Below are 24,192 nucleotides of genomic sequence, written 5' to 3' on the forward strand. Positions count from 1 at the left end.
TTCTTGTAATGCGCGGCTCAGGGGTAGGCGACGTAGACATCGCTGAGCAGGTCGGCGGGCAGTGGCTTGGGGTCGGACTTGGCGCGGCGCACAGCGTCTTCGATCAGGTCTTCGACGCGTGCGTCGATAGCGTCCAGTTGCTGGGCCGTGAGCAGGCCGGCGCGGGTGGTCTTGTTGCGGAACTGCATCAGGCAGTCGCGCGATTCGCGCAGGTTCTTGACTTCATCCGCCGCGCGGTAGGTTTGCGCGTCGCCCTCGAAATGGCCGTAGTAGCGGCTGAGCTTGACCTCGACCAGCGATGGGCCTTGCCCGGAACGGGCGCGTTCGATGGCCGCACCGGCGGCCTCGTACACGGCAAAGAAATCGAAGCCGTCGATGGTCACCCCGGGCATGCCGAAGCCGGCCGCGCGGTCGGCGATGTGGTCGCAGGCCACCGACCAGTTGGAGGCGGTGGCTTCGGCGTAGCCATTGTTCTCGGCGACAAAGATGCACGGCAGGTTCATGATCGACGCCATGTTCATGGCTTCGAATACCGCGCCTTCGTTGGAGGCCCCGTCGCCGAAGAACGCTACCGCCACGTCGTCGCGCCCCTTGAGCTTGGCCGCCAGCGCCGCGCCGGCCACCAGGGGGGCGCCGGCACCGACGATACCGTTGGCCCCGAGCATGCCTTTCTCCAGGTCGGCAATGTGCATCGAGCCGCCCTTGCCACCGCATACGCCGGTCTTCTTGCCGTAGATTTCGGCCATCATGCCGTACACATCCACGCCCTTGGCGATGCAATGGCCATGGCCGCGATGGGTCGAGGCGATGCAGTCGCTGTCGCGCAGGTGGGCCATGACCCCGGCAGCCGAGGCCTCTTCGCCGGCGTAGAGGTGCACGAAACCGGGGATTTCGCCAGTGGCGAATTCCACGTGCAGGCGTTCTTCAAACGCGCGGATGGTGCGCATCACTTCATAGGCATGCAGCAGTTGTTCGGTACTGAGTTGATTGGACATGTTGTTGTTCTCCGGGGTTGTCTCAACACGGGTTTGCAGGGTGCAGCCGATGGCCGCGAGGCACGGCCAGCAGGTGGTGACGGGCGGCATGCGCCAGCACGGCCTCGACGTCCACACTGAGCGGGCCGCGGTGGTCGAGGGTGATGGTGGGGGTGTCGTGTTCGGCGAATTCGATTTCGCGCTCGCCGTCCAGGGCCAGGGTGCCGCTGGCCAGGCTCAGGCGGTGGGCAACATCGGGCAGCAGCGTGCCGCTGGCGGTGATGCCACAGGCTTGCAGCAGGCCAGGGGCCAGCGGCGCGAGCAGTGCCTGTTCAGCGCTGGATGCGAGGCGAACCCAGGCGCCGTGCGGGGCCTGGCGCGACACCGGGCACCACAGGCCACACAGCGCCGACAGGCCGATGGCATGCGGTTCGGCGAAGCAGGCGAAAACTTCGGCAAGGTCTTCGCGGCGGCTGAGTGCGCGGGCGCCGATGAAACGCTGCGGTGACACTGCCACTTCCACCAGGGCCCATTCGGCCAGTTGCTGCTGCGGCACTGTCACCACCAGGCGCTTGTTGCGGCGCAGGCCAATGCTGGCCGGTACCCGGCCGGTGGCCAGCAGGCCACCGGCAAGGCCGGCGCTGGTGGCCTCGCGCAGTTCGGGGAAGGCATTGTTGGTGCCGGTGGATAGGGTCAGCAGTGGCACATCTTGCGCCTCGGCGGCGACGGCCTTGTGGGTGCCATCGCCCCCCAGCACGGCGATCAGCGCCACACCGCGCTCGACCATGCGTCGGGTGGCCAGGCGGGTGTCGGCTACGGTCTGCGACAACGGCAGGTCGAGTATTTCGATGGCTGGCCAGTGCTGGTTGAGCGCAGCCGGGCCGTGGCTGGCCTTGAGCACGGCGGCGGCGATGCCGGTCATGTCGCTGGGCAGCAGCACCTGGCCGATGCCGGTGCCGCCGAAGGCGGCCAGCAGGCGCTGGATTGCCGAAGCCTTGTCGGTGCTCGAATAGAGCCCGGCGCTGGCCGTCAGGCGGCGCAGGTCACGGCCGGAGGCAGGGTTGGCAATGATCCCGACAAGCGGGGCGGGTAGCGGCATGGCGCACCTCGTATTCTTGTTTGCCAAGACAGGAGCAAGGGCGGTGCCAGCTTTGCCCAAGGGCGCCGAAGGGGCCGTTGCAGAGCGCTTTGGCCTGCCTTGGTGGCGGCTGCAGGGCGGGCACGGCGAGACGCGCGGTGCCAGTGCGCAGCCGCGTTGGGCGAGACGCTGAGACGCTGCGTCTCAAGCCAGCCGGTAACCACACAGTGCTTGTCGGGGCGGGCGCGCAAGCGCTTAATGGCCGAACAACGATAAAAACAGCAACGAGAACCGGAGGGCCCGAATGCTTGCCGCGAACTCCCGAGCCCATGTCGATTGCGTCAGCAGGGTGCTGAAGAATGCCGACCGCCTGCCACAGGCGCCGGTACCGCCGCTGATCCTCGATTCATGGCGCCGTTCCATGGAGCTGTACCGCCTGGACCCCGCCTCCCAGCAGGGCCCGCGCATCCTTTCCCAAAGCCTGCTCAATGAGTGCCGTGAACGCGCGCAGCTGTTTCTGCGCATCGCCAGCGACGCCGTGGCCCGCCTGCACGAGCGCGTGCGGGGCGCCGACTATTGCGTGCTGCTGACCGACGCCCAAGGGCGCACCATCGACTACCGGGTCGAATCGGCCATTCGCAACGACTGTCGCAAAGCCGGCCTGTACCTGGGCACTTGCTGGTCGGAGGGCGAGGAGGGTACCTGTGGCGTGGCGGCGGTGCTCACCAGCAAGGCCCCGGTCACGGTGCACAAGCGCGACCACTTCCGGGCGGCGTTCATCGGCCTGACCTGCACGGCGGCCCCGGTGTTCGACCCGTTGGGTGAGTTGCTGGGGGTGGTGGATGTGTCTGCTTTGCAGTCACCGGACGACCGCCGCAGCCAGCACCTGATCCGTCAGCTGGTCGAGCAAACCGCTCGCGACATCGAAAACGCCTTTTTCATGCACACTGCCCAGGGCCACTGGGTGATGCGCGCCCATGGCACGCCGGGCTATGTGGAAAGCCAGCCTGATTACCTGCTGGCCTGGGATGCCGATGGTCGCCTGCAGGCCATCAACAGCCTGGCCCGGCAGCGCCTGGTCGAACGCCTGGGCCGTTTGCCGGTGCACATTGGCGAGCTGTTCGACATGGACCAGCTACGCCGGGTCAGCGCGTCGTCGGCCCAGCGCCTGCCTGGCCTGGGTGGTTTGTACGGCCGGGTCAGCGCCCCTCGGCAACGCCAGCGGGCGCAACCGCTGCAGCAGGCCCAGGACAGCCGCATTGAACAGCGCCTGCGCTTGGCTACCCGCGTCAAGGACTGCAACCTGGCCGTGCTGGTGCTGGGTGAAACCGGGGCCGGCAAGGAGGTGTTCGCCCGTCAGTTGCACCAGCAGAGCCAGCGCCGTGACGGCCCCTTCGTGACCCTGAACTGTGCAGCCATCCCCGAGAGCCTGATCGAGAGCGAGTTGTTCGGTTATGTGGCGGGGGCTTTCACCGGTGCTTCCAGCAAAGGCATGCAAGGGCTGTTGCAGCAGGCCCACGGCGGTACGTTGTTCCTCGACGAGGTCGGTGATATGCCACTGAACCTGCAAACCCGGTTGCTACGGGTGCTGGCCGAGGGCGAAGTGGCGCCGCTGGGCGCGGCGCGGCGGGAGCGGGTGGATATCCAGGTGATCTGTGCCACCCACCGTGATCTGGCGGCAATGGTAGAAGACGGGCGTTTCCGCGAAGACTTGTACTTCCGCCTGGCCAATGCCCGCTTCGAGTTGCCGCCGCTGCGTGAGCGGGAGGACCGGTTGGGGCTGATTCACCAATTGCTGGCCGAAGAGGCTGCGGCCTGTGGCGTCGAAGTTGTACTGGCGGACGATGCCTTGCAGGCGCTGCTGGTTTATCGCTGGCCGGGCAATTTGCGCCAGCTGCGGCAGGTGTTGCGCTATGCCTGTGCGGTCTGCGAGGGCGGGCAGGTGCGGGTGCAGGATTTGCCGCAGGAGGTGCGGGGTGGGGCGGTAGGCTCGGTTGCAGGCGGGGTGTCGTGCCCGGCGCGGCAACTGTTGCTGGATGCGCTGATTCGCCATCGCTGGAAGCCGGCCGATGCGGCGCGGGCGTTGGGCATTTCGCGCGCAACGCTTTATCGGCGGGTGCATGAGCATCATATCGAGATGCCGCGGATGAAGGGGTAACCTGCGGTCCCTGTAGGAGCGGCCTTGTGTCGCGATGGGGCGCGCAGCGGCCCCACGATCTCAGCTTCGCCGCAGATATTGCCGGGGCCGCTTCGCGGCCCTTTCGCGACGCAAGGCCGCTCCTACAGGGGTGTGTGAGCCTTGGGTAAGCAATAAAAAACCCCGGCACAAGTCCGGGGTTCTGGTCCATCACACTACACGATCACTCCTGGTTGGCCAGTTTGTGCTCGAGGTAGTGAATGTTGACGCCGCCTTTGCAGAAACCTTCATCACGCACCAGGTCGCGGTGCAGCGGGATGTTGGTCTTGATGCCGTCGACGACGATCTCGTCCAGGGCATTGCGCATGCGCGCCATGGCTTCATCGCGGTCTTTGCCGTAGGTGATCAGCTTGCCGATCAGCGAGTCGTAGTTCGGGGGTACCGAATAACCGCTGTACAGGTGCGAATCCACGCGCACGCCGTTGCCACCTGGGGCGTGGAAGTGCTTGACCTTGCCTGGGCTCGGGATGAACTTCTTCGGGTCCTCGGCGTTGATCCGGCACTCCAGCGAGTGGCCACGGATGACAACGTCTTCCTGGCGGAACGACAGCTTGTTGCCAGCGGCGATGCTCAGCATCTCCTTGACGATGTCGATACCGGTGACCATCTCCGACACAGGGTGTTCAACCTGCACCCGGGTGTTCATCTCGATGAAGTAGAAGCGGCCGTTTTCGTACAGGAATTCGAACGTACCGGCACCGCGGTAGCCGATCTCGATGCACGCATCGACGCAGCGCTTGAACACTTCCTGGCGGGCCTTTTCATCGATACCCGGGGCTGGTGCTTCTTCCAGGACCTTCTGGTGGCGACGCTGCAGCGAGCAGTCACGGTCACCCAGGTGAATGGCGTTGCCCTGGCCGTCGGACAGCACCTGAACTTCCACGTGGCGTGGGTTGGTCAGGAACTTTTCCAGGTAGACCATCGGGTTGCCGAAGGCAGCACCGGCTTCGGTGCGGGTGAGCTTGGCCGAGGCGATCAGGTCCTCTTCCTTGTGCACCACGCGCATACCGCGACCACCACCGCCACCGGCGGCCTTGATGATCACCGGGTAGCCGACGTCACGGGCGATTGCCAGGGCGACTTCTTCGTCTTCCGGCAGCGGGCCATCGGAGCCCGGTACGGTCGGTACGCCCGACTTGATCATCGCGTCCTTGGCCGAAACCTTGTCGCCCATCAGGCGAATGGTGTCGGCTTTCGGGCCAATGAAGGCGAAACCGGATTTTTCCACCTGCTCGGCGAAATCGGCGTTTTCCGCCAGGAAGCCGTAACCCGGGTGAATCGCGGTGGCGCCAGTCACTTCGGCGGCAGCGATGATCGCCGGGATATGCAGGTAGGAATCCTTCGACGATGCAGGGCCGATGCAGACCGACTCGTCTGCCAGGCCCAGGTGCATCAGTTCACGGTCGGCAGTGGAGTGCACGGCGACGGTCTTGATGCCCAGCTCTTTGCAGGCACGCAGGATCCGCAGGGCAATTTCCCCGCGGTTGGCGATCAGGACTTTTTCGAGCTTCCCAGACATCGTTGGCTCTCCGCGATTCAAACGATGGTGAACAGCGGCTGGTCGAACTCAACCGGCTGGCCGTCTTCTACCAGGATGGCGTCGATGACACCGCCAACATCGGCCTCGATGTGGTTCATCATCTTCATGGCTTCGACGATGCACAGGGTGTCGCCCTTCTTCACGCTCTGGCCAACTTCAGCGAAGTTCGGCGAGGTCGGCGAAGGTTTGCGGTAGAAGGTACCTACCATTGGCGAACGGATCACGGTGCCTTTCAACGCCGGGGCAGCAGCAGCAGCGGCTTCGGCGGCTGGCGCAGCAGCGGCGACCGGGGCAGCAGCGGCCGGGGCGGCAGCCATCGGGGCCGGTGCGTAGAACTGCTGGGCAGCTGGGGTCTTGCTGTGACGGCTGATACGAACCGACTCTTCGCCTTCCTTGATCTCCAGCTCGTCGATGCCAGACTCTTCCAGCAGCTCGATCAGTTTCTTGACTTTACGGATATCCATTAATCATCAACTCCCAAAGGTTCGGTCAGGGGGCGAAATACAAAAACGTATCTAGAACGTTTCTCTGGAACCCCGGCCCATCGAGGCCGGGGTTTTCATCATTTGGGCTGTGCGTTGGCAGCCAGTTGTTCCAGTGCAGACTCCAGGGCCAGGCGATAACCGCTGGCGCCCAGACCGCAGATCACCCCTACGGCCACATCGGAAAAGTAGGAGTGGTGACGGAACGGTTCGCGTTTGTGCACGTTGGACAGGTGCACTTCGATGAATGGGATGCTCACCGCAAGCAATGCGTCACGTAATGCGACGCTCGTGTGGGTGAAAGCAGCCGGATTGATCAGGATGAAGTCCACACCCTCGTTGCGTGCCGCATGAATGCGGTCGATCAATTCGTATTCGGCATTGCTCTGCAGGTACTGCAGATGGTGGCCTGCGGCGCGGGCACGTTGCTCCAGGTCCTGGTTGATCTGGGCCAGGGTCACGGCGCCGTAGTGGCCAGGCTCGCGAGTACCGAGCAGGTTGAGGTTGGGGCCGTGAAGCACCAGTAGCGTTGCCATCTGTGGATTCCTTGGATTTGTAGGGCAATTCGACACAGCGCGGCGAGTGTGCCGTAAAGCGACGGCAAGTGTCCAGTTCCCGGCAATAGCCAGCACGATGTCCGAGATTCGCGCGAAGTATGTGACCAAATATTTAAATCTGGTCACCTAATCGAGGATTTTTCCCGGCCCGCGGGAAGTTATAGACCGAGTTTGCCGCGCACGCGCGTGAGAATCTGCGCGAATTCCCCGGCATTTATCTCGCCAATCACCCGATCGGCGGTAATTTCGCTGCCGTTCGCGGCAAAGAACAACAGCGCAGGCGGGCCGAACAGTTGGTACCGGTCAAGGAGCGAGCGTTGCTCGGCGTTGCTTGCGGTGATGTCGAACCGCAGCAGCTTGAACGCCGCCAGTTGCGGCTGCACCTGGGCGGCGTTGAGCACCTCGTGTTCGATGACCTTGCAACTGATGCACCAGTCGGCGTACCAGTCCAGCAACACCGGTTGGCCGGCTGCCTTGGCCTGTGCCAGCGCGGCATCCAGGGCTTGCGGGGTGGTGATGGTTTGCCAGGCCTGCGCTGTGGCCGCGGTAGTACCAGCGCTGGCCGCCTGGCTGGGCACGGGCAGTGGCCGCAGCGGGTCGCCCTGGCCACTGAGGGCGCCATACCAGCAAGCCAGCGCGTATACCAGCAAGGCCAGGCCGAGCAGTTGCGCCAGGCGCTGGCGCGCAGTCTTGACCACGAACTCCAAGGCGCCGAGGAACAGTGCCACGCCTGCGGCAAGCAGGCCGACCAGCAACAGGGTTACCGGGCCGGGCAGCACCCGGCTGAGCAGGCCGATGGCCAGCCCCAGCAGCAGTACGCCGATGGCGTTTTTCACGGTGTTCAGCCAAGGGCCGCTTTTCGGCAGCCAGGCTGCGCCACCGGTGGCCACCAGCAACAGTGGCGCGCCCATGCCCAGGCCCAGGGCGAATAGTTTGAGCGCCCCGCCCAAGGCATCGCCGCTGGCGCTGATGTACAGCAGCGCGCCTGCCAGGGGCGCCGACACACAGGGCGAAACCAGCAGGCTGGAGAGCACGCCGAGTACTGCAGCGCCCAGTAGCGAACCGCCCTTGGTGTGGTTGGCGACGTTGTTCAGGCGGTTATTCAGGGCTTGCGGCAGCTTCAGTTCGAACAGGCCGAACATGGCCAGGGCGAACACCACGAAAAACAGCGCGAAGGGCACCAGTACCCAAGCCGATTGCAGGCGTGCCTGCAGGTTCAGGCCGGCGCCGAACAAGCCCATCAGCGCGCCGAGTGCGGCGAAGCTGGCGGCCATTGGCAGTACGTACGCCAGCGACAGCGCCAGCCCGCGTGGCCCACCGACCTGCCCGCGCAATACCACGCCGGAGAGAATCGGCAGCATCGGCAGCACACAGGGGGTGAAGGTCAGGCCGACCCCGGCGAGGAAGAACAGCAGCAGCGATTTCCAGCTCCAGGCCTGCTCGATTGCGCCAGGGGTGTTTGTGCCGGCTTCGCCATCGATGCTCAGCCGTGCGGTTTCCGGCGGGTAGCACAGGCCCTTGTCAGCACAGCCCTGATAGCCCACCAGCAGGGTAAAGGCACGCGGATCGTTGCGCGGCAGTTCGATATCGAGCACGCCGTGGTACACCTCCACGTCGCCGAAGAACTCATCGTGCTTGGCCTCGCCCTTGGGGATGTTCGGCGTGCCCAAGGCGATGTCGGCGGGTTCGGTGTGGAACTGGAAGCGGTGGCGGTAGAGGTAGTAGCCGTCGGTGGCGATGAAGCGCAGCTTGATGGTATGCGCATCGGCCTGGATCAGGTCGAGCTTGAACGCCTCGTGCACTGGCAGGAAGTCGGCGTTGTTGGCCAGCGAAGCGGCGCCGAGGGTGGCGCTGGGGCGGTTGTCGAGCAGGCTGGTGGCGAAGACAGGGCTGGCCAGCAGCAGGAACAGCAGGAAAAACAGGCGGCGCATGGCGAACTCGCGAGGTGGAACGTGCCGGGCATGATAACGGAGTTGGCGCAGGTTGAAAGGGACGGCGACACCTGGCGCCACTTGTGTATTGCCTGTGCCGGCCTCAGACCCTGAAGGCTCGCACCGCCTTGCTCAGCTCCCCGCCGAGGCTCAGCAATTGCTCACCCTGCTCACGCCCTTCACCAATGCGCTGCAGGTTGTCTTCACCCAACGCGTGAATCCGCTCGCTATGATCACGAATCTCACTCACCGCGCCAGTCTGTTGCGCGGTGACGTCGGCAATGCGTACCGCCGTATCGGCGATCGTGCGGATCGCGCTGACGATCTCATCCAGCGCGCCATCGGCGGCCTGGGCCTGGTTGGCGGTGGTTTCGGCGTGTTCGAGCTGGGTGCGCATGCCGGCCACCGACTCCCGCGCCGCCTGCTGCAAGCGGTCGATCAGTGCCTGGATTTCGCCAGTAGCCCCGGTGGTGCGCTGCGCCAGCGAACGCACCTCGTCAGCCACTACGGCAAAGCCGCGGCCCATCTCGCCAGCCCGGGCCGCTTCGATGGCGGCGTTCAGCGCCAGCAGGTTGGTCTGTTCCGCAATCGAGCGTATTACCGTAAGCACCCCGCCGATGGTGGCCGACTCTTCGGCCAGTTGCTCGATCATGCGCGCATTGCCCTGTACCTCATCGACCAGTTCCCGCAAGCCCGACAGGCTCTGGCCAATCACCGCCTGGCCCTGTTCCACCGCACGCCCGGCATCGCGGCTGGCATGGGCGGCAGCGCTGGCGTCACCGGCCACTTGCTGAATGGTGGCTTCCAGCTCGCCCAAGGCGTCGCGGATCTGCCCGGTATCGCCGGCCTGGCGGTGGGCGCCATCGTGCAGCGCGGCGCTCATGCCGGCCAGGGCATGGCTGCTGCCGGCGACCTGCTCGGCATTGTGGCGAATGGTGCCCACCAGTTCGACCAGGTACTGGCGCAGGCGGTTGAGCGATGCCTGAATGTCATGCAGTTCGCGGTTGGTCTTGCCCAGGGCGATCACTTGGGCGAAGTCGCCCTCGGCCCAGCACGATAGCGCCGGGGCCAGGCCGGTCAGGGTGCGCGCCAGGCGCCGTTGCAGGGTATCGATCAACAGGGCGATGAACAGGATCAGGGCGATCATCAAACACTGGATGATGCGCACCTCGCCGGCAATTTGGCCATGTTGGGCGCGCACTAGCGGTTCCAGCGTGGCGATGGCCTGCTGTACGGCTTCCAGGCGCTGGCCGGTGCTGGCAGCCAGGGCGGCACGGCGCTCGATCTGTTCGCGCGTGCGCTGCAATTCGGCCGGGTAGCGGCCCAGCAGGTTTTGCAGCTCACGCTTCAGGCCCACGGCGATGTCTTCCTGCCGGGCGCTGGCCTGGGTTTGCAGGCCCATCATGGCGGCGAAGTCGTCGGCACCGGAGGCAGCAGCGCGGGTGACACCGAGCAAAGGCAGGGCATCGATGGCCTGTGCCTGGCTGCGGATCAGTTGCAACTCACGCTGCACTTCGTCAGCAAGCTCCGGGCGGCCGCTGCTGACCAGCTTGTCGCGGGCCAGTGCCAGCCGGCCCAGGTGCACGCTGGCGTCGAGCAGCGGGAGCAAATAGCGGTCGGCCTCGGCAGTGCCGCTGTCGCGGGCGTATCCGGCCAGTTGCTCGAAATTGGCCCCCAATTCCCGTTCGGCCTGCAACAGCAGCGCTTGCGGGTCGCCAGCCAGCTTGCCGGCCGCCAGCAACTCGTTGCCGGTGAAGGCCTGCAGGCTGGCCAGGCTGGGGCGCAGGTTGGCCGCCAGTTCGGCGGGCCAGTCGGCCAGGGCGCCTTGCAGTTGCTGGATGGCCTGCGTGGCGGCGGCATGGCGCAGGGCATCCCCGCTGCCCAGGTAGGCGTGGATATTGCCCGCCACCTGCTGCTGGAACTGCTGGGACAGGCCCAGGTAGCGCTCCATCAGCTGATAGGGCCGTTCCAGCGCCCGTTGCGACCACCACAGGGTAGCGGCCAGGGTGAAACACACAGTCACCAGCAACAGCGTATTGAAATTGGTCAGCCACTTCAGGCGCATAGCCGCGAACTTCCTGCGGAGGGGAGTGGGGGTAGGCGGCTGAAGTTATGGCGATTGTGTGACCGGATGATGACGCCGAGGGCTTGGCGTCAGAAAAAAGTGGCAGAGTGCCTCTATCTGATGGCGCTACTGATTCCTCGCGGGCAGGGCCGTTTCAGCGCTCTACCCGTACTACACAGTTACGCCCGGCATGCTTGGCGCGGTACAGGGCTTCATCCGCCGCGCTGGCCATGGTCAACGCGTCCAGCCCCTCATCCATCTGCACCACCCCGGCACTGAAGGTGCACTGCAAATCCTGCGGCTGTGCCGGGTAGATGATGTCGGCAAAGCGCCGACGAATCTCGTCAAGCACCTTGTGGGCGGCCTCCAGCGCGGTATTGGGCATGACGATGGCAAATTCCTCGCCGCCGTAACGGCCAATGAAGTCGGTCTTGCGCAGGCGCTGCTTGAGGAACAGCGCCAGGCTCTTGATTACCCGGTCCCCCATGGGGTGGCCGTGGCGGTCGTTGATCTTCTTGAAGTGGTCGATGTCGAGCATGGCGAAACTCAACGGCTGCTGCTCACGGCGGGCGCGGAAGCTGCAATCCTCAAGCAATTGCAGAATATGGGTGTGGTTGTACAGCCCGGTCAGGCTGTCACGCACCATGCGTGCCTTCAGGTGCCGCGCGCGGGCCGCACGGTTGCGCACGGTGGTGATCAGGTGGCGCGAGCGAAACGGCTTGGTCAGGAAGTCATCGCCGCCTTCGCTCATGGCATCCAGTTGCTTGTCCAGGTCGTCTTCGGCGGACAGGTAGATGATCGGCACGCTCACATAGCGGTCACTGTGGCGGATCACCTTGGCCAGTTCCGGGCCGGTGCAAGCCGGCATGTACAGGTCGAGAATGATCAGGTCGGGCTGAAAGTCGGCCAGCTCGGCCATGGTGCGGATCGGGTCGGTCAGGCTGCGGGTCAGCATGCCGGCGCTGGCCAGCACCCGTTCGGTGTGCAGCGCCTGGGTGCGTGAGTCGTCGATGATCAGCACTCGCAATGGGTCGTGCGGGCCGGCGTTGGTCAGCAATTCGACCTTTTCCAGCAGGCTGGATGCTTCCAGGCTGCCGGTCAGAAAGTCCTGCCCACCGGCGCGCACGGCAGCCAGGCGCGTCGGTGTGTCAGCTTCGTGGTGGCTGAAGAACAGCAGCGGAATGTTCTGCGCCAGGCCGTGTTGTACCTGGGCGGCCAGCAGCAGGCCCTGGCCGCTGCCGGTGAAGTCGACATCCATGATGATGGCCGCAGGCGGGTATTCGCCGACCGAAGCCAGAAACGCGGCAGCGTTGGGCAGCGCCTGCACCAGCAGCCCGAAGAATTCCAGTTGCTGGGCCAGGCGCTGGGCCCGCTCGTGGTCCTGCAACAGGATGTACACCGGCTTGCGCAGGGGCACCAGTACCTCGTCAAGGGAGTCGTCCTTGCGCAGGCCGCTACGCGACAGTTGCGGGTCGGGGCACAGCGGGCTTGGCTCGACGGCTTGGCTCATGACCTGGCTACTTGTAGGTTGGGATATGCAGGGGCAATGATGGCTCTATGCTAGCAGTTCTTTTCCCTCGCATGAGTGCCCTGCATCAACATTGCGTTCAGAACGAATATTCAGTTACCGACTGATTGGTCGCTTATGCGTAAGGCGGTGTCTGCTTTATAGTGCTGCCACGCGGGCTTGCCGTGGCACCCTGGCGCAGGCCTGTGGTCAAAGCCCCTGAACCGTCGTGACTGATTAAGGACAAAGCCATGCTGGATTGGAAAAACCGCGAGGCCAAAGCCGAGCCCCGTGAGCGTGTCGACGGCCGCGGCGCTGCCGCCCGTAGCTACCTTGGCGGCCTTTGGAGCCGAGCCCTGGGAACCCTGATCGGGTTGTATCTGCTGGTGTGCATCGGCTTGGGCTGGTACTGGAGCCAGGAACCTGCACTGTTCCCGGTGCAGCAGAATGCCCAGGCTGCTGCCGAGCGCAATGGCCAGCAGATGGTGATTGGCTACACCACCGTCGAAACCCTCAAGACCGTGGCCGGCACCCTGCTGAACAAGCCGGGCGGCTACATTTCCAACGACCGCTTCCCGCCAGGGCTGTGGATGGACAACATGCCGAGCTGGGAGTACGGCGTGCTGGTCCAGGTGCGCGACCTGTCCCGCGCCTTGCGCAAGGACTTCGCCCGTTCGCAGTCGCAATCTACCGAAGACGCCGACCTGGCCAAGGCCGAGCCGCGCTTCAACTTCGACAACAAGAGCTGGATCCTGCCCTCGAGCGAGTCGGAGTTCGAAGAGGGCATCAAGTCGCTGTCGCGCTACCAGACCCGTCTGGCTGCTGGCGACAAGGGTGCGATCTTCTATACCCGCGCCGACAACCTGAACAACTGGCTGGGTGACGTCGCCACCCGCCTGGGTTCGCTGTCGCAGCGCCTGTCGGCCAGCGTTGGCCGGGTCAAGCTCAACACCACGCTGAAGACCGAGTCGGTGGTTGCCGGCCAGGCGCCACAAGTGGACGAAGAGCTGGTGGAAACCCCATGGCTGCAGATCGACAACGTGTTCTACGAGGCCCGTGGCCAGGCCTGGGCGCTGTCGCACTTGCTGCGTGCCATCGAGGTCGACTTTGCCGATGTACTGGCGAAAAAGAATGCCACGGTCAGCGTGCGGCAGATCATTCGTGAGCTGGAAGCCTCGCAAGAGCCGCTGTGGAGCCCGATGGTGCTCAACGGCAGCGGTTTCGGCATGTGGGCCAACCACTCGCTGGTCATGGCCAACTACATTTCCCGGGCCAACGCTGCGGTCATCGACCTGCGCCAGTTGCTGTCGCAGGGTTGAGCATGGCCATCAGCGCCAACGAGGCCGCCCACCGGGCGGCTTCCGACCGTGAACTGGTCACCTGGGTCGACGAAGCCGACCAGGTGCTGGGCGCCTTGCCCCGCGCCGAGCTGCGTGAGCGCGGCCTGATCGGCCGCTGCACGTTCATCCTGTTGTTCAACAGTGCTGGTGAGTTGTGTGTACACCGGCGTACCTTGAGCAAGGCGCTGTACCCAGGGTACTGGGATGTGGCGGCGGGTGGCATGGTCACGGCCGGCGAAGGGTATGCCGAGTCGGCGGCGCGTGAACTGGCCGAGGAGCTGGGCATTGAAGGCGCGGCACTGCGCTTTCATGAGCGGTTCTACTTTGACCAGCCCGATAACCGTTTGTGGTGTGCGGTGTATTCGGCGGTGTCGGATGCGCCGCTGCGGTTGCAGCCGGAAGAGGTGATCGAGGCGCGGTTCATTGGCCTGGCGCAGGCTGAGGAAGAAAGCCTGATGAAGCCGTATTGCCCGGATTCGCTGGCGGCGTTGCAGCGCTACAAAGCCAGCCTGGGATGACGTGGGGACCGCTTTGCGGTCCTTTCGCGACGTAAGGCCGCTCCCACATCGATCGGCGTATGCAGGACCTAGTGGGAACGGCCTTGCGTCGCGACAGGGCTGCAAAGCAGCCCCAGTTTCCGGGTAGTCGCAAAACATTCGCAAAATGCCGCAATCCTGTACTTAGCAATCGCCGCATTTATCGTTACACTGCGCGCCCTTTTCGGGCTGCCGCATGTCTTGCAGCAGTAGCGCCGCCCCTGCCAGAGTGGGGCTTCGCGGTCGGCCTCATCCCTAAGGTACGACCAGTTTTTGTCCTCTGCACCGAGGAACAAAAGTGGCCAAGAAAGCTTCTTCTTTCGCCGCCCTTGGCGGTCTCGTTTACTCCACCGACGCCGGTCGGCATTGCCCCGACTGTGGCCAGCCGGTGGATACCTGTACCTGCAAGCAGCAGGTCATCCCCGAAGGCGATGGCATTGCCCGTGTGCGCCGTGAAAGCAAAGGCCGCGGCGGCAAGACCGTGACCACCGTCACCGGTGTGCCGTTGCCGCCCGATCAGCTCAAGGAGCTGGCCACCACCCTGAAGCGCCGTTGCGGTACCGGTGGCGCGTTGAAGGATGGGGTCATCGAAATCCAGGGCGACCATGTCGAGCTGCTGATCGCCGAGCTGATCAAGCAGGGCTTCAAGGCGAAAAAGTCCGGCGGCTGAGCCGGCGCGCATTTTTGCCCAGTGCTTTCTAAACTCGTTGCCGTGGCCAGGGTCTACCCTGGGGCACGGACGAATCGTCATTTTCGGCTTTTACACTGCGCCCGCCAGCATGCAGGGCAGTGTCTTCGACTTATCTATAGGGGACTTGAATGTCCGTACGACGCACACGCAAAGACGATGGTAGCCAATGGACCGTGGCCGATAGCCGCAGTGTTTATGGCATCCGCCATTGGGGCGCTGGTTATTTCGCCATCAATGAGGCCGGGCGCGTCGAAGTGCGCCCCAACGGCCCGAACAGCGCGCCGATCGACCTGTTCGAACAGGTCGACGAACTGCGCCAGAGCGGCTTGTCGTTGCCCTTGCTGGTGCGCTTCCCCGACATTCTGCAGGACCGCGTTCGCCAGCTAACCGGCGCTTTCGACGCCAATATCGCGCGCCTGGAGTACCAGAGCCAGTACACCGCGCTGTACCCGATCAAGGTCAACCAGCAGGAAGCGGTGGTGGAGAACATCATCGCCACGCAGAACGTGTCGATCGGCCTGGAGGCCGGCTCCAAGCCCGAACTGCTGGCGGTGCTGGCGCTGGCGCCGAAAGGCGGCACCATTGTCTGCAACGGCTACAAGGACCGTGAATTCATCCGCCTGGCGCTGATGGGCCAGAAGCTCGGCCACAATGTGTTCATCGTCATCGAGAAAGAGTCGGAAGTGGCCCTGGTGATCGAAGAGGCCGCCGAGCTCAAGGTCAAACCCCAGGTTGGCCTGCGCGTACGCCTGTCGTCGCTGGCTTCGAGCAAGTGGGCCGACACCGGGGGGGAAAAGTCCAAGTTCGGGTTGTCGGCCGCGCAGTTGCTGTCTGTTGTCCAGCGTTTCCGCGATGCCGGGTTGGACCAGGGTATCCGCCTGCTGCACTTCCACATGGGGTCGCAGATCGCCAACCTGGCCGACTACCAGCACGGCTTCAAGGAAGCCATCCGTTACTACGGTGAGTTGCGTGCGCTGGGCCTGCCGGTGGACCACATCGATGTGGGTGGCGGCCTGGGTGTGGATTACGACGGTACCCACTCGCGCAATGCCAGTTCGATCAACTACGACATGGACGACTACGCCGGCGTGGTGGTGGGCATGCTCAAGGAGTTCTGCGATGCGCAGGGCCTGCCGCACCCGCACATCTTCTCCGAGAGCGGCCGTTCGCTGACCGCGCACCACGCCATGCTGGTGATCCAGGTGACCGACGTCGAGAAGCACAACGACCAGGTTCCGACCATCGAGAACAAGGAAGCCTTGCCCGAGACCGTGCAGTGGCTGGTCGACCTGCTTGGCCCGACCGACATCGAGATGGTGACCGAAACCTACTGGCGTGCCACCCACTACATGGGTGACGTGGCTGCGCAGTATGCCGATGGCAAGCTCACCCTGAGCGAGAAGGCCCTGGCCGAGCAGTGCTACTTTGCGGTCTGCCGCCGCCTGCACAACTCGTTGAAGGCGCGCCAGCGCTCGCACCGTCAGGTACTGGACGAACTGAACGACAAGCTGGCCGACAAGTACATCTGCAACTTCTCGGTGTTCCAGAGCCTGCCCGACACCTGGGCCATTGGCCAGGTACTGCCAATCATCCCGCTGCACCGCCTGGACGAAGAGCCCCTGCGGCGTGCGGTATTGCAGGACCTGACCTGCGACTCCGACGGCAAGATCAACCAGTACGTCGACGAGCAGAGCATCGAGACCAGCATGCCGGTGCATGCGGTGCAGGAGGGCGAGGATTACCTGTTGGGCGTGTTCCTGGTCGGTGCGTACCAGGAAATTCTGGGTGACATGCACAACCTGTTTGGTGACACCGACTCGGTGAACATCTACCAGAACGCCGATGGCAGCGTGTACCACGCCGGCATCGAGACCCACGACACCATCGAGGACATGCTGCGCTACGTACACCTGTCGCCCGAAGAGTTGATGACCCACTACCGTGACAAGGTTGCCAGCGCCAAGATCACGGCCCGTGAGCGCACGCAGTATCTGGATGCCTTGCGGCTTGGTTTGACCCGGTCGTCGTACCTGTCGTCGTAAATGCCGGGGGCCGCTTTGCGGCCCATCGCGACACAAGGCCGCTCCTACAGCTCATCCCTGTAGGAGCGGCCTTGTGTCGCGAAATGAGGGCGAAGCCCTCACCGGCGCTGTCACAGCCACACACAATCCCAATGTGGATATTCACCCGCCTTGCGCACCAGACCGGCGCGAATGGGGTTGGCGATGATATAGCGTGCGGCAACTCTCACATCTTCGTCTTTGCGCAGCGCGCGGTCGTAGAAGCCTGGCTGCCATATGTGCTGGCGCGCAGCACCGGTACGGTAGAGGGCACAACTGCTCCGCGACTTGAAGGCGCACATGAGCTTGCTCAGATGGGTTGGCCCAAGCTCGATCAGCCAATGCAAATGGTCCGGCATCAATACCCAGGCCAGAGTCCGGCAGTCGCCTTGCTGATCGCTGAGTTGCAACTGCCCGATCACCGCGCGCGCAAACCAGAGGTTGCGGAACAAGGGGTCCCGCTGGCGAGTAATGGTTGTGAGCAGATACAGTCTGCCCGGCTCTGAGAAGCGCCCTTGGCGCAAACGGTGATTGCCGCGACGATCCATGTCGATTTCCTTTGAACATCCCGTTCGCAGGATAGGAGGCGGGACAAGGATCGGCGCAGGTGGATCATTACTGACTATGACAGTTGGAGCCGCGTTATCCGGTCGATGGGCTATCCCCACTCAGCCAACCCACAGCCCCCGCTGCTGCAACCGCCACCCCATCCACCCCAACGTCACCGCCCGCAACCCCATGAACCCGAGAAACGCCAACCACAAGCCATGGTTGCCAAACCCGCTCATGGCCACCGCCACCGGCAGCGCAATCAGCACCGAAACCAGCATCGCATTGCGCATCTCCCGCGCGCGGGTGGCGCCGATGAACAAACCGTCCAGCAAGTAGCTCCACACCGCAATCAATGGCAGCAACGCCAGGTAAGGCAAGTACGGGTAAGCCGCTGCGCGGACGCTGTCGATGTCGGTCTGCAGATCGATGAACAGGTGCCCACCCAGCAGGAACATCCCGGCAAACCCGAGACTGGTGATCAGTGACCAACCGCAGGCCACCACCAGCGAGCGGCGCAAGGTGAGGCGATCACCGGCACCGATGGCGTGGCCGCACAGTGCCTCCACCGCATGCGCCAGCCCATCCAGCGCATAGGCGGTCAGCAGCAGGCCATTGAGCAGCAATGCATTGGCCGCTACAGTCGCCTCGCCCAGGCGTGCGCCTTGCAGGGTGATCAGCAAGAACACCAACTGCAGCGCCAGGCTGCGCAGGAAAATGTCGCGGTTCACGGCCAGCAGCGGTCGCCAGGCCTGCCAGTGCTTCAGTGCTGCCCATGCGACCTGCCCTGGGTAGGCGCGCAGCGCCGGGCGGGTCAGGGCCAGGCCAAGCAGCGCGGCACTCCACTCGGCAATCACCGAGGCCCGCGCTGAACCCAGCACACCCCAGTCCAGGCCCAGAACGAACCACAGGTTCAGCGCGATGTTCAGCAGGTTGGTCGTCAGCAGGATCGCCAGCGGCGCGCGGGCGTTCTGCGTGCCAAGGAACCAGCCGACCAAGGCATAGCTGGCCAGCGCTGCAGGCAACCCGAGCAGGCGGGTGTGGAAGAAGTCTTCGGTGGCTTGCTGCAACGCGTCGCTGGGTTGCATCGCATGCAGTGCCAACTGGCTGAAGGGAATGGCCAGCAGGCCAATCAACAGGGCAAAGCCGACCGCCAGCAGCAGCCCTTGAACCAGCACCTGGCGCAACGCCGCGCCGTCGCGCCGCCCGGCGGCCTGGGCGGCGAAACCAGTGGACCCCATGCGCAGGAAGCCCATGAGCCCGACCATGAACGTGAACAACGTGGCGCCCACGGCCACTGCGCCCAACTGGTGGGCGTGGGGCAGGTGGCCGATGACGGTGCTGTCGACCAGGGCTACCAAGGGCACGGAGATGTTGGACAGGATCATCGGCGCGGCCAGCGCCCAGACCTTGTGGTGGGTGGGGCGGTGGCGCCAGTCGGCGGTCAGTGCAGTCATTGCGGTCCTTGGGAATCTGGGGCTGCTGCGCAGCCCAATCGCGACACAAGGCCGCTCCCACATCGATCGGCGTACGCAGGCCTTTGTGGGCTATTCTGAATGGGCACAGTGTAACGGCCAGGCAAGCAAACCGCGCGAACATGATTCCGGCCAGCTATAATTGCGGCCCTCAAGTACCCGCTGCCAAAGAGTTCCTACTCCATGTTCAACAAAGGATTGTTGCTGGCCTGCGCGCTGGCCTTGCTCAGTGCCTGTGACTCTTCCACGCCGGACAAACCGGCGCCGGCCGAGAAGCCGGCAGCCACCGCGGCCGCCGAGGCCCCCGCTGCCAAACGCGAAGACCCTGCTGTGCTCGCCAAGCGCTATGCAGGCCGCGAGCTGACTGTGCTCGACGTTTCCGAAGTGCAGCTCGACGGCGCCGCGACGCTGTCGATCAGCTTCTCTGCCCCGCTGGATGCCAAGCAGGACTTCGCCACCAAAGTGCACCTGGTCGATACCGTCAAAGGCAAACTCGATGGCGCCTGGGAGCTCTCCGACAACCAGATGGAGCTGCGCCTGCGCCACCTCGAACCCCAGCGCAAGCTGGTGCTGACCGTGGACAAAGGCCTGCTGGCGGTGAACGGCGAGCAACTGGCCAGTGAGTCGGTGACCCGCCTGGAAACCCGCGACATGCAGCCGACCATCGGCTTCGCCAGCCGCGGTTCGCTGCTGCCCACACGCCTGGCAGAGGGCCTGCCGGTGATCGCCCTGAACGTCGACAAGGTCGATGTCGAATTCTTCCGGGTCAAGCCGGAGATGCTCTCGAACTTCCTGGCCAGCTGGGGGCGCAACAGCAGCCTGTACTACTACCAGTCCAAGGAAACCCTGGACATGGCCGAACTGGTCTACAGTGGCCGCTTCGACCTGAACCCGGCACGCAACACGCGCGAGACCGTGCTGCTGCCCATCGCTGGCATCAAGCCGCTGCAGGCGCCTGGCGTGTACCTGGCGGTGATGCGTGCCTCCGGCACCTACGATTACTCGCAGCCGGCCACCCTGTTCACCCTCAGCGACATTGGTGTTTCCGCGCACCGCTACCGTGACCGCCTGGACGTGTTCGCCCAGGCGTTGGAAGGCGGCAAGGCCATGAGCGGCGTCAACCTGGAAATCCATGACGACAAGGGCAAGCTGCTGGCCCAGGCTGCCACCGATGGCAAGGGCCACGCCCAGTTGCCGATCACGCCCAAGGCCGACACCCTGATCGCCACCCAGGGTGTGCACACCACGCTGCTGCGCTTGAACACGGCCGCGCTGGACCTCGCCGAGTTCGACATCACCGGGCCCCAGGCCAACCCCTTGCAGTTGTTCATCTTCGGCCCGCGCGACCTGTATCGCCCAGGCGAAACGGTGCTGCTCAACGGCCTGCTGCGTGACCAGGACGGCAAGCCCGTCAAGGCCCAACCGGTGAACGTGGAAGTGCGCCGCCCGGATGAACAGGTCAGCCGCAAGTTCGTCTGGGAGGCCGATGCCAATGGCCTGTTCCAGTACCAGTTGCAGCTGGCCAGCGAGGCCCCGACCGGTCGCTGGCAACTGTTGCTCGACCTCGGCGGTGGGCGCCAGCAGGTCTACGAATTCCTGGTTGAAGACTTCCTGCCCGAGCGCCTTGCGCTGGAGCTCAAGGGCAGCAGCCAGCCACTGTCACCGGATGAAGACGCGCGCATCCAGGTCACTGGCCGTTACCTGTACGGCGCTCCGGCGGCCGGCAACCGCCTGAGTGGTCAAGCCTACGTGCGCCCCTTGCGCGAGGCGGTGCCGGCGTTGCCGGGTTACCAGTTCGGCTCGGTCACCGAAACCGAACTGAACCAGGACCTGGAGCTGGATGAAGTCACCCTCGACCAGGCGGGCAAGGCCGTGGTCGATATCGAAAGCCGCTGGGCCGAAGCCCGCTCGCCGTTGCAACTGACCGTGCAGGCCAGCTTGCAGGAGTCCGGCGGGCGGCCGATCACCCGGCGCCTGGAACAGCCGATCTGGCCGGGCGAGCGCCTGCCAGGCTTGCGCGGCCTGTTTGACGGTGAGGAAACCGATAGCGACGGGCCAGTGGAGTTCGAGGTACTGGTGGCCGACCACGACGGCAACAAGCTGGCGGCCAACGACCTCAAGGTGCGCCTGGTGCGTGAGCGCCGTGATTACTATTGGAACTACTCGCAAAGCGATGGCTGGAGCTATGCCTACAACGAGAAGTTCCTGACCCAGAGCGAAGAGACGGTCAGCGTCAAGGCCGGCTCCACGGCCAAGCTGAGCTTCCAGGTGGAATGGGGCCCTTACCGGGTCGAGGTGGAAGACCCGCAGACCGGCCTGGTGTCCAGCGAGCGCTTCTGGGCCGGTTACCGTGCCCAGGACAACGCCGAAGGCGGTGCCGTACGCCCCGACCAGGTCAAACTGGCGCTGGACAAGCCGGCCTATGCTGATGGCGCTTTGGCCAAAGTCACCGTGACCCCGCCGGCTGCGGGCAGCGGTTACCTGATGATCGAGTCCAGTGACGGCCCGCTGTGGTGGGAGGAAATCGACGTGCCCGCCGAGGGCAAGACGTTCGACGTGCAACTGGACAAGGCCTGGGCCCGCCACGACCTGTACATCAGTGCGCTGGTAATCCGCCCTGGCGAGCGCAAGGCCAATGCCACGCCCAAGCGTTCGGTCGGTGTGCTGCACCTGCCGCTGGACCGCGCCGGCCGCAAGCTGGCGGTGAGCCTGCAAGCCCCTGAGAAAATGCGCCCCAAACAGCCGCTGACGGTGAACGTCAAGGCCGCCAACGCCGACGGTAGTGTGCCGCGGCAAGTGCATGTGCTGGTGTCGGCAGTGGACGTAGGTATTCTCAATATCACCGACTTCAAGACCCCTGACCCGTTCGCCAGCCTGTTCGGGCGCAAGGCCTACGGTGCCGACCAGCTGGACATCTACGGCCAGTTGATCGAGGCCGGGCAAGGCCGCCTGGCCAGCCTGGCATTCGGCGGTGACGCGGCCATGGCCAAGGGGGGCAAGCGCCCCAACACCACGGTGACCATCGTCGCCCAGCAAAGCGTGCCGGTTACCCTGGATGACAACGGCCAGGGCCAGGTAACGGTCGATATCCCCGACTTCAATGGTGAACTGCGCCTGATGGCCCAAGCCTGGACCGACGACCACTTCGGCATGGCCGAAGGCAAGACGGTAGTCGCGGCGCCGCTGATCGCCGAGCTGTCGGCACCGCGTTTCCTCGCCGGCGGCGACCGCACCAACCTGGCCCTGGATTTGGCCAACTTGTCGGGCCGGGCCCAGCAGTTGCAGGTTGAAGTCAGCAGCGAAGGGCAACTGAGCCTGGCCGCCAATGCCCTGCATACCGTGGCCCTGGCCGAAGGCCAGCGCTCGACGCTGCTGATTCCAGTGCAGGCCCAGGGCGGCCTGGGGCAGGGCAAGGTCCGGGTGCGTGTCACCGGGTTGCAACTGCCCAACGAGCCAAGCACCGCCTTCGAGCGCGAGTGGGCGCTGGGCGTGCGCCCTGCCTACCCGGCGATGCTCAAGCACTACCGCGTGGTCTTGAAGGACCAGCCATGGACGCTGCCCGAAGCAGACCTGGCGGCCTTCGAACCGGCGGGCCTGGAAGCCAGCCTGGCCTTGTCGAGCCGGCCACCGCTCAACCTGGCCGAGCAGATCCGCGCGCTGGAGGCGTACCCGTACGGTTGCCTGGAGCAGACCACCAGTGGCCTTTACCCGTCGTTGTATGCCGATGCCCAAAGCCTCAAGCGCCTGGGCATCAAGGGTGAGCCGGCAGATGTGCGCAAGCGCAAGATCGAGATGGGCATCGAGCACCTGCTGGGCATGCAGCGCTACAACGGTAGCTTTGGCCTGTGGAGTTCGGACAGCGAGGAGCAATACTGGCTGACCGCCTATGTCACCGACTTCCTCCTGCGGGCCCGCGACCAAGGTTATGGGGTACCGGCCGAAGCGCTGAAGAAGGCCAGCGAGCGCCTGCTGCGCTACCTGCAGGAGCGCAACCTGATCGAGGTCGACTACAGCGAAAACGCCGAACATACCCGCTTCGCCGTGCAGGCCTATGCCGCGCTGGTGCTCGCGCGCAGCCAGCAAGCGCCGCTGGGCGCGTTGCGTGGTTTGTTCGAGCGCCGGGCCGATGCCCGCTCTGGGCTGCCGCTGGTACAGCTGGCGGTGGCACTGGACAAGATGGGCGACAAACCGCGTGCCCAGCAAGCTCTGCAAGCCGGGCTTGGCATCAGCCGCAGCAAAGGTTGGATGGCTGACTATGGCAGCCCGCTGCGTGATCAGGCGCTGATCCTGGCGCTGCTGCAGGAAAGCAACCTGGCCACCAACCAGGTCGACCAGCGTCTGTTTGCCCTGTCGGATGAACTGGCGGCCAACCGCTGGCTGTCGACCCAGGAGCGTAATGCCTTGTTCCTCGCCGGCCGTGGCCTGCTGGGCAAGCCCGAGGGCCAGTGGCAGGCGCGCCTGGACAGTGCCGGCGAAGTGCGCGAATTGAACAACGCCGAGTCTGGCATGAAGCTGGATGGCCCGCTGCTGGCCTCGCCGCTGAGCGTGCAGAATGAAGGCAGCGCGACCCTCTACCAGCAACTGACATTGTCTGGCTACCCGCGCCAGGCGCCTGCCGCCGGCGGTAACGGCATGCAGATCCGCCGCGAGTACCTGGGCATGAATGGCCAGCCACTGGACCTGCACAACCTGCGCAGTGGCGATCTGGTCCTGGTACACCTGGCGCTCAAGGCCCAGGACCGCGTGCCCGATGCGCTGGTAGTGGACCTGCTGCCGGCTGGCCTGGAGCTGGAGAACCAGAACCTGGCGCAAAGTGCCGCCAGCCTGGACAACGCCAGCACTGCGGTGAAGGAATGGCGCGAATCGATGCAGAACGCCAGCGTGGTGCATCAGGAGTACCGTGATGACCGTTATGTGGCGGCGCTCAAGCTCGACGGTTATGGCACCACGCACCTGTTGTACCTGGCGCGGGCGGTGACCCCGGGCACCTACCGCGTACCGCCGCCGCAGGTTGAGTCGATGTATCGGCCGAACCTGCAGGCGGTGGGTGATGGGCAAGGCGAGATGACGGTAAAAGCCCGCTAGGCTTGTGCTGCTGTTACCGGCCTCATGCTGGCAAGCCAGGTGCTGCACCTGGCTTCGATGCCGCTGCGGTCACCGTGGCAGCCGGCTTGCTGGCGATCGGGCCGCCGTGCGGCTTCCCGGGCGGC

Annotated in this window: 16 protein-coding genes; 6 read left to right on the forward strand and 10 right to left on the reverse strand. The window is 64.6% G+C overall.

Annotated features, from left to right (window positions below; genetic code table 11):
- Positions 1-17: 17 nt before the first annotated feature.
- Positions 18-995 carry a thiamine pyrophosphate-dependent dehydrogenase E1 component subunit alpha gene (locus FPB55_RS02810; RefSeq protein WP_029886938.1) on the reverse strand — a complete coding sequence of 326 codons (978 nt, stop codon included), beginning with the start codon at positions 993-995 and terminating at the stop codon, positions 18-20.
- A 22-nt stretch (positions 996-1,017) separates the two neighbouring features.
- Entirely contained in the window at positions 1,018-2,073 is a 1,056-nt protein-coding gene (locus FPB55_RS02815) for an NAD(+)/NADH kinase (protein WP_115293326.1), read from the reverse strand.
- 283 nt (positions 2,074-2,356) lie between these two features.
- Between FPB55_RS02815 and FPB55_RS02820 the strand changes: the two genes are divergently transcribed.
- Positions 2,357-4,210: a sigma-54-dependent Fis family transcriptional regulator gene (locus FPB55_RS02820; RefSeq protein ID WP_144187489.1), complete on the forward strand. Its 1,854-nt coding sequence runs from the start codon at positions 2,357-2,359 to the stop codon at positions 4,208-4,210.
- 202 nt (positions 4,211-4,412) lie between these two features.
- Here the strand turns inward: FPB55_RS02820 and accC are convergent, their stop codons facing one another.
- The 6 genes from accC to FPB55_RS02850 all read right to left on the reverse strand — a co-directional run bounded on the left by accC (position 4,413) and on the right by FPB55_RS02850 (position 12,334).
- Positions 4,413-5,768, reverse strand: coding sequence for an acetyl-CoA carboxylase biotin carboxylase subunit (gene accC, locus FPB55_RS02825; protein WP_009685761.1), 1,356 nt, complete (start codon positions 5,766-5,768; stop codon positions 4,413-4,415).
- A gap of 17 nt (positions 5,769-5,785) precedes the next feature.
- Positions 5,786-6,253: an acetyl-CoA carboxylase biotin carboxyl carrier protein gene (accB, locus tag FPB55_RS02830; RefSeq protein WP_009685762.1), complete on the reverse strand. Its 468-nt coding sequence runs from the start codon at positions 6,251-6,253 to the stop codon at positions 5,786-5,788.
- Positions 6,254-6,351: 98 nt separating this feature from the next.
- Positions 6,352-6,807 carry a type II 3-dehydroquinate dehydratase gene (aroQ, locus tag FPB55_RS02835; RefSeq protein ID WP_003255330.1) on the reverse strand — a complete coding sequence of 152 codons (456 nt, stop codon included), beginning with the start codon at positions 6,805-6,807 and terminating at the stop codon, positions 6,352-6,354.
- Between the two features lie 179 nt (positions 6,808-6,986).
- Positions 6,987-8,759 (reverse strand): protein-disulfide reductase DsbD, encoded by a 1,773-nt coding sequence (locus FPB55_RS02840; RefSeq protein ID WP_144187491.1) that lies wholly within the window; start codon positions 8,757-8,759, stop codon positions 6,987-6,989.
- Positions 8,760-8,862: 103 nt separating this feature from the next.
- Positions 8,863-10,824 (reverse strand): methyl-accepting chemotaxis protein, encoded by a 1,962-nt coding sequence (locus FPB55_RS02845; RefSeq protein ID WP_144187493.1) that lies wholly within the window; start codon positions 10,822-10,824, stop codon positions 8,863-8,865.
- Positions 10,825-10,978: 154 nt separating this feature from the next.
- On the reverse strand, positions 10,979-12,334 hold the full coding sequence (locus FPB55_RS02850; protein ID WP_009685765.1) for a diguanylate cyclase: 1,356 nt from the start codon (positions 12,332-12,334) through the stop codon (positions 10,979-10,981).
- Between the two features lie 248 nt (positions 12,335-12,582).
- Between FPB55_RS02850 and FPB55_RS02855 the strand changes: the two genes are divergently transcribed.
- From FPB55_RS02855 to speA, 4 genes are all read left to right on the forward strand, one after another.
- Positions 12,583-13,650 (forward strand): DUF2333 family protein, encoded by a 1,068-nt coding sequence (locus FPB55_RS02855; protein ID WP_009685766.1) that lies wholly within the window; start codon positions 12,583-12,585, stop codon positions 13,648-13,650.
- Positions 13,651-13,652: 2 nt separating this feature from the next.
- Complete coding sequence (locus FPB55_RS02860) at positions 13,653-14,189, forward strand: NUDIX hydrolase (RefSeq protein WP_009685767.1); 537 nt, start codon at positions 13,653-13,655, stop codon at positions 14,187-14,189.
- Positions 14,190-14,505: 316 nt separating this feature from the next.
- Positions 14,506-14,877, forward strand: a complete 372-nt coding sequence (locus FPB55_RS02865) for a translation initiation factor Sui1 (protein WP_144187495.1) — start codon at positions 14,506-14,508, stop codon at positions 14,875-14,877.
- A gap of 149 nt (positions 14,878-15,026) precedes the next feature.
- Positions 15,027-16,940, forward strand: coding sequence for an arginine decarboxylase (gene speA, locus FPB55_RS02870; protein WP_029885908.1), 1,914 nt, complete (start codon positions 15,027-15,029; stop codon positions 16,938-16,940).
- A gap of 110 nt (positions 16,941-17,050) precedes the next feature.
- Here the strand turns inward: speA and FPB55_RS02875 are convergent, their stop codons facing one another.
- Both FPB55_RS02875 and FPB55_RS02880 read right to left on the reverse strand, forming a co-directional pair.
- Positions 17,051-17,506 (reverse strand): transposase, encoded by a 456-nt coding sequence (locus FPB55_RS02875; RefSeq protein ID WP_009685770.1) that lies wholly within the window; start codon positions 17,504-17,506, stop codon positions 17,051-17,053.
- A gap of 120 nt (positions 17,507-17,626) precedes the next feature.
- A complete protein-coding gene (locus tag FPB55_RS02880; protein WP_009685771.1) occupies positions 17,627-18,964 on the reverse strand; it encodes an MATE family efflux transporter in 1,338 nt (445 codons plus the stop codon).
- A gap of 201 nt (positions 18,965-19,165) precedes the next feature.
- Between FPB55_RS02880 and FPB55_RS02885 the strand changes: the two genes are divergently transcribed.
- Positions 19,166-24,067 (forward strand): alpha-2-macroglobulin, encoded by a 4,902-nt coding sequence (locus FPB55_RS02885; RefSeq protein WP_144187497.1) that lies wholly within the window; start codon positions 19,166-19,168, stop codon positions 24,065-24,067.
- Positions 24,068-24,192 lie beyond the last annotated feature (125 nt).

This window comes from Pseudomonas sp. BJP69 (assembly GCF_007633355.1).
In the GTDB taxonomy this organism is placed as follows: domain Bacteria; phylum Pseudomonadota; class Gammaproteobacteria; order Pseudomonadales; family Pseudomonadaceae; genus Aquipseudomonas; species Aquipseudomonas juntendi.

Bases quoted from the DNA above. Each gene is read 5' to 3' on its own strand.
- FPB55_RS02810 (WP_029886938.1), bottom strand. From the start codon at position 995: ATGTCCAATCAACTCAGTACCGAACAACTGCTGCATGCCTATGAAGTG.
- FPB55_RS02815 (WP_115293326.1), bottom strand. From the start codon at position 2,073: ATGCCGCTACCCGCCCCGCTTGTCGGGATCATTGCCAACCCTGCCTCC.
- FPB55_RS02820 (WP_144187489.1), top strand. From the start codon at position 2,357: ATGCTTGCCGCGAACTCCCGAGCCCATGTCGATTGCGTCAGCAGGGTG.
- accC (WP_009685761.1), bottom strand. From the start codon at position 5,768: ATGTCTGGGAAGCTCGAAAAAGTCCTGATCGCCAACCGCGGGGAAATT.
- accB (WP_009685762.1), bottom strand. From the start codon at position 6,253: ATGGATATCCGTAAAGTCAAGAAACTGATCGAGCTGCTGGAAGAGTCT.
- aroQ (WP_003255330.1), bottom strand. From the start codon at position 6,807: ATGGCAACGCTACTGGTGCTTCACGGCCCCAACCTCAACCTGCTCGGT.
- FPB55_RS02840 (WP_144187491.1), bottom strand. From the start codon at position 8,759: ATGCGCCGCCTGTTTTTCCTGCTGTTCCTGCTGCTGGCCAGCCCTGTC.
- FPB55_RS02845 (WP_144187493.1), bottom strand. From the start codon at position 10,824: ATGCGCCTGAAGTGGCTGACCAATTTCAATACGCTGTTGCTGGTGACT.
- FPB55_RS02850 (WP_009685765.1), bottom strand. From the start codon at position 12,334: ATGAGCCAAGCCGTCGAGCCAAGCCCGCTGTGCCCCGACCCGCAACTG.
- FPB55_RS02855 (WP_009685766.1), top strand. From the start codon at position 12,583: ATGCTGGATTGGAAAAACCGCGAGGCCAAAGCCGAGCCCCGTGAGCGT.
- FPB55_RS02860 (WP_009685767.1), top strand. From the start codon at position 13,653: ATGGCCATCAGCGCCAACGAGGCCGCCCACCGGGCGGCTTCCGACCGT.
- speA (WP_029885908.1), top strand. From the start codon at position 15,027: ATGTCCGTACGACGCACACGCAAAGACGATGGTAGCCAATGGACCGTG.
- FPB55_RS02875 (WP_009685770.1), bottom strand. From the start codon at position 17,506: ATGGATCGTCGCGGCAATCACCGTTTGCGCCAAGGGCGCTTCTCAGAG.
- FPB55_RS02880 (WP_009685771.1), bottom strand. From the start codon at position 18,964: ATGACTGCACTGACCGCCGACTGGCGCCACCGCCCCACCCACCACAAG.
- FPB55_RS02885 (WP_144187497.1), top strand. From the start codon at position 19,166: ATGTTCAACAAAGGATTGTTGCTGGCCTGCGCGCTGGCCTTGCTCAGT.